Annotated in this window: 10 protein-coding genes; all 10 read left to right on the forward strand. The window is 57.3% G+C overall.

The window, feature by feature from the left end:
• The coding region (locus tag CVT63_06260) for a DNA-binding protein (GenBank protein PKQ27761.1) at positions 1-313 on the forward strand (313 nt) is incomplete at its 5' end.
• 364 nt (positions 314-677) lie between these two features.
• Positions 678-965 carry a hypothetical protein gene (locus tag CVT63_06265; protein PKQ27770.1) on the forward strand — a complete coding sequence of 96 codons (288 nt, stop codon included), beginning with the start codon at positions 678-680 and terminating at the stop codon, positions 963-965.
• A complete protein-coding gene (locus CVT63_06270) occupies positions 952-1215 on the forward strand; it encodes a hypothetical protein (GenBank protein ID PKQ27762.1) in 264 nt (87 codons plus the stop codon). The genes CVT63_06265 and CVT63_06270 overlap by 14 nt, the downstream gene beginning before the upstream one ends.
• Positions 1216-1363: 148 nt before the next feature.
• Positions 1364-2200 carry a hypothetical protein gene (locus CVT63_06275; protein ID PKQ27763.1) on the forward strand — a complete coding sequence of 279 codons (837 nt, stop codon included), beginning with the start codon at positions 1364-1366 and terminating at the stop codon, positions 2198-2200.
• 248 nt (positions 2201-2448) lie between these two features.
• On the forward strand, positions 2449-4737 hold the full coding sequence (locus CVT63_06280; GenBank protein PKQ27764.1) for a hypothetical protein: 2289 nt from the start codon (positions 2449-2451) through the stop codon (positions 4735-4737).
• A gap of 177 nt (positions 4738-4914) precedes the next feature.
• The gene (locus tag CVT63_06285; protein PKQ27765.1) at positions 4915-5745 is read left to right on the forward strand and encodes a hypothetical protein; all 831 of its coding nucleotides are present in this window, start codon (positions 4915-4917) and stop codon (positions 5743-5745) included.
• A 14-nt stretch (positions 5746-5759) separates the two neighbouring features.
• On the forward strand, positions 5760-7841 hold the full coding sequence (locus CVT63_06290) for a hypothetical protein (GenBank protein PKQ27766.1): 2082 nt from the start codon (positions 5760-5762) through the stop codon (positions 7839-7841).
• Between the two features lie 3 nt (positions 7842-7844).
• Positions 7845-9863: a hypothetical protein gene (locus CVT63_06295; GenBank protein ID PKQ27767.1), complete on the forward strand. Its 2019-nt coding sequence runs from the start codon at positions 7845-7847 to the stop codon at positions 9861-9863.
• Complete coding sequence (locus tag CVT63_06300) at positions 9853-10203, forward strand: hypothetical protein (protein ID PKQ27768.1); 351 nt, start codon at positions 9853-9855, stop codon at positions 10201-10203. The genes CVT63_06295 and CVT63_06300 overlap by 11 nt, the downstream gene beginning before the upstream one ends.
• 221 nt (positions 10204-10424) lie before the next feature.
• Positions 10425-10901, forward strand: a 477-nt coding sequence (locus CVT63_06305; protein PKQ27769.1) for a hypothetical protein, incomplete at its 3' end; no start/stop codon positions are given.

Raw genomic sequence — 10901 nt, forward strand, 5'->3', positions numbered from 1 at the left:
GTACAACGAGTTGTGTTTTCATGCCCAACAGGCCGTAGAGAAAAGCATCAAGGCGGTGCTGGTTCATTGTGGCGTAGAGTTCAGCAAGGTTCACAACATTGATTATCTGATGACCCGGTTGCCTTCCGAAGTGTCAGTGCCCCCGGAGGCGGAGGAGATTGTGAGTTTGACCAGTTATGCTGTGATGTTTCGGTATCCTGGGGATTACGAAGATGTGACGGAGGAAGAATATCAGTGGGCCATCCAAGCGGCACGGGCGGTTTATGTGTGGGCAGAACAGACTATCGGCCCAAGTGAAGTTGAGGCGCAGTAACCCGCGCCTGACATGGCGTGCAGCCGACGTTTACTGTCTGAATTTGTGAAGCCGCCTCAGCGACTTGGGGCATAGCGCCTGCGGGCGCTTTTCAGCTTCAGGCAGCTTTCCAATCCCTGAGAGTGCGTCAGGCTGAGCTGTTACCGAATCCCCGTCAATCCGACCTGCCTGTCAAGTCAAATGATAATGTTACCGGGGCGACCTGTTGACGGTCCAGTCAAGAAGCTGTATACTGTCAACGTCCTGGCAGGCGCAACGTGGCTGACGCAGGCCGTGGGCGGCGAGATGGGCAATTCATAGCTGGCAATGTACCTCATTCCAATCCAATGCGTGAGCAATGAGTGTGGTAGACAGTTCAGGTTATATGCGCATCGATCACATCGTCTGTCCTGACCATATCGCGGACAAGTTGGAAACCGAGCATCACGTGACCGTCCAAGAGGCCCGGGAGGTATTGCTCGGCTATCCGCGCATTCGCTTCGCGGAAAAAGGCCACACGCCAGGAGAGGATGTGTATGTGGCCTTCGGACAAACCTTCGCGGGGCGGTATTTGGCGGTGTTCTTTGTATACAAGTCGGTCACAGCCACAGCAATTATCATCAGTGCGCGTGATATGAGCAAGCGGGAGCGCAAAGCCTATGGACGCAAATAGACTAAGCAGCATTTCCAAGGTGGATACTCTGGAAAAGATGGGCGAGTTCTGGGATACCCACGACTTCACCGACTTTGACACCGCTGCGCCGGACGTGGAGTTCCAGGTCACCTGTGCAGTACCGCTTGAGGTGAGCTTGTTTACCCAAGTGGAGCAGCAGGCCCGGCGGCGTGGCGTGGGCATCGAGACCCTGGTGAACCTCTGGCTACAGCAAAAACTGGCGGAACAAACACCGGCTGTGGCTGTATAGCACCCAGCTTTGGGGTGGCTCAAGCGGCCATACACCGGGTTGGGGGTCAGTCAGGCCGTTCGCATCCGTGGGCCGCCGCCCAACATCGTGTGGCGCCGCCGCCCACCCTTGCGTTTTAAACTACCGTGCCTTGCCCGCACAGGTGTCGGTGATTCAGGCGGGTTTCGCCAGCGGGGGCGGATGGGCGCGGCTCACACCAACCGTTGGGCTCTTTGGGAGCAACCAGCGCATGGAACGAGACCTCGAAGACCGATTGTATCTTGAGGAGGCCTTGGCGCTTTTCGAACCGCCAGAGCGCCTTCCTGCCCTGGTGCCCAGCGTACGTGAGATCTACTCGCGGCGACACTTATTGAGGCAAATGCCCTTCGACGACAGAACGGTCGCCTACCTGGCGGGCCTCGTCCGAACGGCTTTGGATACGTCCCAAAGATTCCGTGTCTTCGATTGCCTTAAAGTTCTGAAAGCGATCATCGTAAAAGAAAACGGTCATCGTTTGTCCCCGACGACTGTCCGCGATTTATTCGCGATCTACCGCCAACTGATTCTTTCGGCACGGGAGGAAATGCAATGGTGCCTCAGTCGTCTAGTGAAAGACCAAGAACTTGACGATGCCGATGTCTCCTGGCTTTTGTCACATTGGGAAGAATCAGAGCACTTGGTCAACCGGCTCCTTCTGTATCCTGTCAGAAACCCAGTAATCAGCACATGGGCACGGGAGCGCTACGACCGGGCGGAACTCAGTGACAGGAAGTCTGAACTCATAGCGCGGCTACTGGAAGTTGATGACTTGGCAGCTTTCCGAAATGAAGACCCAACGACACTTGCCTGGGCGGTGTTTCGTTCGCGTAGGACACGCGACAGCAAGATTTCGGCACTAACTACGCTAGTCTCAGGTCTTCGTTGTGAAACGATCGTTGACTTTGCTATCCGGTTAGACGCTCCAGAGCTAATTCGCGAGGCTCTGACGGAAGCAGATTTTGCATAAAGCAAGGCTCAACAAAATCATTGGTCGCCTGTTGCGGGTGGTGGGGCAGCCGGGGGCGGTACCTAACAGCGCCGTCCACCTGACGCCCTGAGCGGGCGCGATTAACCACCTTGCGCTGAGTTGATGGGCTGTGCGTCTCAGCACCTTGGCTCGACTTGACGGGCGCAGATGGCGGCGGGGTCGTTAGACCGCCGCAGCATAGTCAACTGCGCTGGCGGAATCACACGAACTGTGTGGGGAGATCGGTCATGCTGCTGCGTCTCATCCATCTGACCTTCATACAGCGTTGGAACGCGCGGAAGGGCGCCAACTTCCAGCGAGCTACCGTCATCTATGGCGAGAATGGTCGTGGAAAGACATCCCTGTCGGCTGTCCTCCGCTCGGTAGCAAGCGGAGACCCGACTCCCATACTTGAGCGGCGCACAATTGATTCCGCCGCAATGCCCTCTGCGGCGCTGCTCTTCGACCTAGGAAAGGGCAACACCACGCGCACGTTCAATGGCACAGCATGGGACAGCACTGTTGCGCAGATTGAGGTCTTCGACACCACCTTCATAAGCGAGAACGTCTATTCGGGCGACGTGATCAATCCTGAGCACCGCCGTTGTTTGCACAAGTTCGTTCTCGGCGCGCAGAACGTCGCCCTCGCGGAATCTGTAGATAAGCTCGATGCTGCCATCCGCGAGCGAAATGCCGAGATCGCCGAACTTGAAGCGCCGATTGGCGCAAAACTTGGTGGGATGCTCACTATCGACGAGTTCCTAGCCCTCGCTCCTGATGCCATGATTGACGAGAAGATCGCTGCCCAGGAAGCACGGGTCCGCGTCGCAGAGCAAAGCAGCCAGATCGCGAGCGCCGAGACCTTTGCAGCAGCTGTTCTGCCACAAGCGGCAATTGCCGAGGCGCTGGTAGTCCTCGCCGCATCTCTGGACACCTTTGCCGAGGAGGCGGAGGCGCGCGTCCAGCACCACATCGCAGCACGCCTCAATCCCGAAGGCAAGCGGTGGCTTGAAGAAGGGATAGGCTATCTCTCAGATCAGAGTGAGTGCCCGTTCTGTGGGCTGGACACGACTTCGAGTTCCCTCGTTGCCGACTACAGAGTTGTCTTCAGTGATCTATACCGTCAGCATAGCGTGCGCATAGCGACCACCAAGCGGCAACTCTCAGAAGCCTTGGCCGAGTCCAAACTCGTGGCAATCGAAGGCGTGATTGCGAGCAATGGTGCCCGCCGCGTCTTCTGGAAGGGTCACGGCATCGATGCCCCGAGCGCTGACCACTTGGGTAACCTTCGGAAGGTTTGGCTGAAAGCAGTAAGTACGATAGGGGCCCTGTTTGCCAAAAAGGACGCGGACGTTCTCGCACCTGTGCTCCCGACAGATGACCAGCGAGCTGACTTGGACGCCGTTTTGTCGATACTGGAGCGTCTGCGGGAATACAACGCCCAGGTCGCCGAAATCGACAAGAAGGTCGTTGCCCTGAAGCAACAGGCAGGCGAAGTCAACCTGCAGGCCGTGGCAGGACAGCTAGCACTGTTGAGACTGGTGAAGGAACGCTATGAACCAACAGTCGACGCGATGTGTAAGGATCTCATAAACCTCCGCGCCGAAAAGAAGGAGACTGAAAGTGCCAAGCAGACCGCAAAGAAGGATCTCGATGCTGCCACGGAGCAGCTCTTCAGCAAGTATCAGGCCACGTTGAACAAGCATCTTGCAAACTGTGGCTGTGGGTACAGCATCACCGGCACCAAGACCTCGTACTCTGGCGGTAAGCCCCGCACTGAGTACCAACTCCTCCTGAACGGAAAACCCATCGACCTTGCTCAGCCGAAGGCCAAGCCGCATGAGCCATGCTTCCGGAATACTCTGAGCGATGGAGATCGCAGTACACTCGCGTTTGCCCTGTTCCTCGCGCGTCTCGAACTCGATCACGATCTCGAAAGCAAAATCGTTGTGCTTGATGACCCGATGACCAGCCTCGACGCTCATCGGCGCGCTTACACCTGCGAGCAAATCGCAGACATTGCGGGGAAGGCTCGGCAAGTCATTGTGTTGACGCATGATGCTACGTTTGCGGTCGACGTGTGGGAGCGTCTAATCAAGCCGAAGGGAGCACTACGGCTCGGAGTCAGCGGAGTTGACACAGTTATTGAGGAGTGGGACATCAGCGCGGCAACGCAGTCGGAGTACTTCCGCCGCTGCAGATTGCTTGCGGACTGCGTAACAGGTGTCCACGGTCTCGATCAACTCGCTGTTGCAAGCGCGATGAGACCAGTGGTCGAGGCTAACCTGCGTATGCGCTTTCCTGGCGCATTCGCCCCCGACATGTGGTTGGGTGACTTCATCGAGCAGATCAAGGGGGTGCCGGCGGCAGCCATGCTTGCTGGCATGCAGCCCAGACTCAGCGACCTTATCGCGATAAACGAGTACTCCAAGAAATACCATCATGACGGCAAAGGCAGCCCCAGCAAGTCCCAGTCAACGTTGGCCGAATTGCAGAGCTATTCTAGGCGGACTCTTGAGTTCATCGCTGGCGTTTGAGGCTCTTGGAGAGCCTCGCGACGCGACGGTCTAACCACCTGTTGCACGCCGCCCCGTTCGCTCTGCTCGCTCTACCACCATGGCGCGCTGTGAGAGTTGCTTGCGTCCTACCACCGGAGTTCGTATTGAAGGCCGCGAGCGGGCGGGTGAACCGGAGGCCGTTCGGTAGACAAAAATATGATCTATCACTACACGAGTATTCATTCGCTTGCATTGATCCTTGAAGGCGGAAAGATACGCTTCAATCGCCTCGATAGGGTTGATGACGTTCGCGAATCACAGACAGTGGCAGGAATTGAGTTCGGAAAATATTTCTTTGTCAGCTGTTGGACGAAATCCCCCAAAGAGCATATTCCTCTCTGGAACATGTACACTCCAAATATGAAGGGGGTAAGGATCGGCTTGCCGGACATGCCATTTAAAAGGACGCCGCTAAGAGCGCCTCTTTCCTGGAATATGGAACATAAAGGGGAGATTATCTCTCTACTATCTTTTGATGAGATGTTTTGCGATACATATTGCATTCTTCCTGTTTTTCTCACTCCAAGCATGTTTGCAGGGCCGGTTTCGTATGTGCCTGACATGTCTGCCGTGTACAAAGAGAATGTAAAGTTAACTGTTAGCCTCGATAATCAAGCCAAGCTTACGATTGGAAGCATGCCTTCGTTGCCGAGGACCAAAGACGATTATTGGGCATTTCAAGACGAGTATCGATTTGCCTTACTCGTCACTCCTTCTATTCCTGTTCCATCTAGCGGTATCGGTAGCCCGCTTTTCGTCGAAAGATTTACTAATCACGTACTTTCCAGTTTCATAAGAGGAGTCGATCCAGGCATAGACTATTACGAGCTTCGGCTCGATGACGCTGCCCTCAATTCTATAGAAGTCACTCTAGGACCCCGTGCTGACCATGGCGACCGTTTGCTTGTTGAGGCACTTCTGAATAAATTCACGAGCGACGGGAAAGTAAGCGATAGTGTCTTAGCGATTAGGAAAGCGATAAGATAAACCGAACCAGGGGCTTGCAGCCGACGCAAAGGGCCGCGCGGCTGAAGCCAGCCGCTTGTTCGGCGGACGCGAGCGGAGCAAGCCCGAACAAGCGACTGGAACCTGCCCTGAGGTTTATCGAAGGCCGGACGCCGCTCATCCGCCGCCTCGTTAGCCGTCCCAGAACGCGCGATGCCACCGATGAAGGAAACGATGTGATGGCACAGAGAAACAACGAAGAAGACAAACCGATGACCGGCCCCGTCAAGGGTGATTTCATTGCGCCGCCGGAGGTCGAGGAGCGGGACGAGCGAGCGGACGCGCTGCCCGCACAAGAGGAGTTCTGGCGACCGCCGACGCGCTTCGGCAGCGTGCCGGTCGAGAAGGAGCCGTTGGGCTGGGATCGGCGCAGGGGCTTCCGCAAACTCTACCCCGCCGTCTATCTGCCCTTCCAGGTGGTCGAGCGCGTCTCCTTCGGCCATCCCGAACTGGAACCCAACCGCCTCTTCTGGGGTGACAACGTGCACGTGATGCGCCAACTGCCCACCGAGAGCATTGACCTGATTTACATTGACCCGCCCTTCTTCTCCGGGCGGCAATACAACGTCATCTTCGGCGACCAGAACGAACTGCGCTCCTTCTCCGACATCTGGGAAGGCGGGATGCCCGGCTACCTGATCTGGCTCAACGCCCGGCTTTACGAGATGAAGCGGCTGCTCAAGAAGACGGGGAGCATCTACGTCCATTGCGACCATCACGCGAGCCACTATATCAAAGCCGAGTTGGACAAGATATTTGGTCACCAGAGTTTCAGGAATGAGATTGTGTGGCGATACTCAATTGGCGGACGGTCTCGCAGTACTTTCCCGCGCAAGCATGACATCATCTTCTGGTACACCAAGTCGAGATCGGATTGGACTTTCAATGGGGATGCTGTCAAGACCCCGTACCAGGCAAACCCTAAGACCCTTGGGGGAGTTAAAAGGATTGACGAAAATGGCAGACCCTATAGAGAAACGTGGGGCACGGGAAGCAAGAAGATCTATCGCTACTACTTGGATGAGGGCAAACTGCCAGAGGATGTGTGGGACCTCGAGAGCATTAATTCCAACTCCCCTGAGCGCATTGGGTATCCCACTCAGAAACCTGAACCACTAACAGAGCGCATCATCCTCGCCTCTTCAAACGAAGGCGACGTGGTCGCCGACTTCTTCTGTGGTGGCGGCACGACGGCAGCGGTGGCGCAGCGCCTGGGTCGCCGCTGGACCGCCTGCGACCAGTCACGGGTCGCGGTGGCGATCACGGCGGACCGGCTGGCGCGTGGGGCTGAACAGTTGCTACTTGATCACGTGACCACGCCGATACCGGACTTCACCATCGAGCACTGGGGTGTCTATGAGGCGCGGCGGCTGGCCGACGCCCCGCTCGATCAATTCCGGGCCTTCGTCCTGCGCGCCTTTGGCGCGGTGGTCGAGGAGCGCGAGGAAGGCATCCACGGCTACAAGGGAGCGATCCCCGTGTGGGTGGGCGAGCCGGATCAGAAGAAGGCCGTGACCGCGGCGGACGTACAGGCGTTCGCCAACGCCATGCGTAAGACACTGCGCTATAAGCAGGACAACCTGCGCGACGGGATCATGCTGGCGTGGGCGTTCCGGCCCGACGCGCTGGAGGCGGCGGAGCGGCTCCGGCGGCTGGAGCAGACCGACCTGAACTTCATCCGGTTGGACATGATCCGCATTGACTCGCCGCGTTTCCGAGAGCACGTGACCGGGCTTTCGACCCAGAATGCCGATTACGAGAACTTCCTGACCTTCGTGCAACCGCCCAAGGTCGAGGTGGGGCATAAGCGCATCGCGCCGCGCACCTATAAGTTCGATGTGAGCGAGACCGCTGTGATGAACACCGGGGCGAAAATCATCAACGTGCAGTGGGATTTCGACTACGACAAGCGGTTCACGAGCACGCCGGGGTACTCGTTTGCGCGCACAGGGAAGAAGGAGGTGGCGCTCCAGACGCAATACGAGTTCCCGACGGTGGGCAGGAAGCGCATCGCCTGCAAGGTCCAGGATGACATGGGCGGCGAGGGATTGTGGACCGGCGAGATCGAGGTGAGCTGAGCCATGTTCAACCGCTTCGCAAAATATGAAGACGACTTCCGCGACTGGCGGCGGGATGGGCTGCCGGGCCTGAAGGTGGACTCCTACACATACATCGAGTTTCTGACGTCGCCGGACGACGATCAGGCGCCGCGGCCGGGCACGCTTTGGCAGCATCAGTGGGAGTCATTCCTGCGGGTGATCTATGCCCACGAGATTCTGGGTAAAGCAGAACTGGGCGCGGATGGATTCTTGCTGAATATCGTAACGGGCGGCGGCAAGACGGCGGTGATCGCGGCGGTGATCGCATGGCTGCGCATCGCGCACAACGTCCAGAAGTTCGTGATGCTTTGCCCCAACCTGATCGTGCGCGACCGTCTGGAAGACGACTTCGAGGGCGGAAAGGTCTTCAAGGATCGCGATCTGCTGCCGGTCTGGAGCAATCTGCGTCAGGCGGATTTCGTGCTCACCACGCTAGGCAGCGGCAAGGAAGGCGGCTGGGCGAGCCTGTTCAGCGCCAGCGTGATCTTGGGGAACATCCACCAGTTCTACCTGAGCAACAAGAGTGGGCAGAGCAACCTTTCGGCGCTGATGAACGGGCCGGAGTTCGCGCTGTTCAACGACGAGGCGCACAACTCGCCCGCTCCAGAGTACTATGCCACGCTCCAGCGTATGCGGGAGAATGTGATCCTCCGCCTGGATACGACCGCAACGCCCGATCGCGCCGACGGCAAAGCCCCGGACAGCGACATGATTTACGAATATACCGTAACTGATGCGCTGGCCGAAAGCATCATCAAGACGCCGGTCGTCTATCAGCCGGACATCAGGACTGTGCAACTGACCTATACCGATGCGCGTACTGGCGAAAGGCGCAAGGTGGAGGAGATTGACTGGGATGAGGTAGATCGGCTGGGGCTGAATGCTACGCAATGGGTGACCGACGACGAGCCGATGCGCCAGCAAATGGCGATCGCACTGCGCCGTTTGGAAGAACAGGAACGGCGCGCCAAGGGGCGTTATCAGCCAATACTCTTTGTGGTCGCGGTGTGCAAAGCGGACGCGGAAAAGGCCGAGCAAACGCTCAACAAGTATTTCAAGATCAAAACGCTGCTGGTTACGGAAGACAGCGACGAAGCGGACCGACAAAAAGCGCGGGAACTCGGCAAACAGCAAAAGAGCGGCAAGCCATACCGCGCCGTGGTCAGCGTGCTGATGCTGCGCGAGGGGTGGGACGTGCCGGAGGTGGGCACCATCCTGCTCCTCCGCAAGTTCGGCAGCAAGGTCTATGGACAGCAGGTCATTGGGCGCGGACTGCGCCGCGTGCGGGTGAAGGGCGTCGATCCGACAGAGCCGCAGATTTGCGCGGTGGTGGATCATCCCAAGCTGGAGCACCAATGGCTGTGGGACATCTTCAACGCCAAGAAGCGCACCGGCGTTTTGATTGACGACCAGTTCGACGAGACCGAAGACCTGCCGCCCCCGCCGCCGAAGCAGGAACTGGAGAAGCCCGACTTGGTGATTGACGTTCCACCGGTTGATCCGTCGGTGATGGATGACGGCGAGTTTGATGTGGGCGACATCGCTCCGCCGCCGAAGCCGCTGGAGAACTGGAGAGAGGCGTTGGATGCGATCGAATACGATCCGACGGTGGTTGAGATTACGAAGGTCGGCATTGTAGGGGTGGTTGGGCAGGAGTTGGGCGGCCAAGGCTGGAAGACAATCCATTCCGCGCCCGACGAAAGCATCCCCGGTGGCGTGGTAGCGCAAGTCTCGGATGAAGCTGTACGCGAGGCTGTGAAGGCGGGACTGCTTGACATGGCCGAAGCCCTGACCGTTGAAGCGGGCTATGCCGCGACGTTCAAGGACCAGGTCTACAGCGCCTTGCTCCATCATGTCCGGGCGAAATTCCTCAGCGGCTCTTCGCTTGGCTTGGCCGAACGCGCGGATGTGGATTTCGCCTGGAAAATGCTCCGGCAGGTGCAGGCGAAGGTCGTAGCCATCCCAGGACTGATAGCGGGGATCATCGAATATGGCAATTAGTATTCATGGCACATACGAGAATCCGAAGAAAAGCCCCTGGAGCTTCGAGAAGTACCAGAGCGACCTCGAACGGCGGATGATGGAACGCCTGGAACGCGATCCGCATGTCGTCAAGTGGATGAAACGACACGGCATCACCATCCCCTGGATTGACGGCCAGAAGCACCAGCGACGCTATGTGCCTGACTTCCTCGTGGAGTACGAAGACGGTATAAAGGCGGTCATTGAGGTGAAAGACCCCAGCCGGATAGACTCCAACGACGTGCAGCGCAAGCGCAAGGCGGCGGAGATGTGGTGCAAGCAGCGAAGGATGGAGTACATCCTTGCCACCATTGGATAAACGGACGGCTAACTCCGGGTTGCAGCCGACGTTGCTCCGCTGCGCTTCGCAACGCGGCTGAACGTGATCGTTGGGCAGCAATTCCAAATTTGAACCGAACAGCTTCCAAGAAGTGGGTCCGTATCCCATCACGAGGCTGCTACGGGTCAGAAACTCCGGTCTTTCGAGGCTCACAGTGGCGATTCTGCTTCCGAAAAGGCTATATTTGGAATTGCTGATCGTTGGGTGCTTCGCTCGACAAGGACAGCATGACACAAAGAATACGGCCGCAAATACACAAATTCATTGCGACAGCCAAGGCGTTACGCGATGGAACAACGAAGTATTTTTCTATCACGCGGCTCACCAGCCTCAAAAACCTCTGTAAAGACCCTGATGTGGCAGCGCAGTTTGTAGCATTTTTGGCTGAAAACACTTTCCAGAAAATGCAGGCCAGCCCTTGCCCGGAATATACTCAACCAGCAGATTGGAGTCGCTATCAAGAGATCGCTGGCAAGGCTGTTCAGGTAATCAAGCAATATCTCGAAGAGCCAAACACTGTCCATCTATCGGCGTTGCGAGAAGTCTACCGAGAAGCTGAAGCCGTGCAAGTCTATACGGGGAAGGAAATATGGGGGCACCCCATCCGCACGATACATAGCCGAGATGTTTTGGTCATCGAGGATGCCCTGAGATGCATTACGGAGCCGATGAATGCA

The sequence above is a fragment of the Candidatus Anoxymicrobium japonicum genome, assembly GCA_002843005.1.
Classification (GTDB): Bacteria; Actinomycetota; Geothermincolia; order Fen-727; family Anoxymicrobiaceae; genus Anoxymicrobium; species Anoxymicrobium japonicum.

Bases quoted from the DNA above. Each gene is read 5' to 3' on its own strand.
- CVT63_06265 (PKQ27770.1), top strand. From the start codon at position 678: ATGCGCATCGATCACATCGTCTGTCCTGACCATATCGCGGACAAGTTG.
- CVT63_06270 (PKQ27762.1), top strand. From the start codon at position 952: ATGGACGCAAATAGACTAAGCAGCATTTCCAAGGTGGATACTCTGGAA.
- CVT63_06280 (PKQ27764.1), top strand. From the start codon at position 2,449: ATGCTGCTGCGTCTCATCCATCTGACCTTCATACAGCGTTGGAACGCG.
- CVT63_06285 (PKQ27765.1), top strand. From the start codon at position 4,915: ATGATCTATCACTACACGAGTATTCATTCGCTTGCATTGATCCTTGAA.
- CVT63_06295 (PKQ27767.1), top strand. From the start codon at position 7,845: ATGTTCAACCGCTTCGCAAAATATGAAGACGACTTCCGCGACTGGCGG.
- CVT63_06300 (PKQ27768.1), top strand. From the start codon at position 9,853: ATGGCAATTAGTATTCATGGCACATACGAGAATCCGAAGAAAAGCCCC.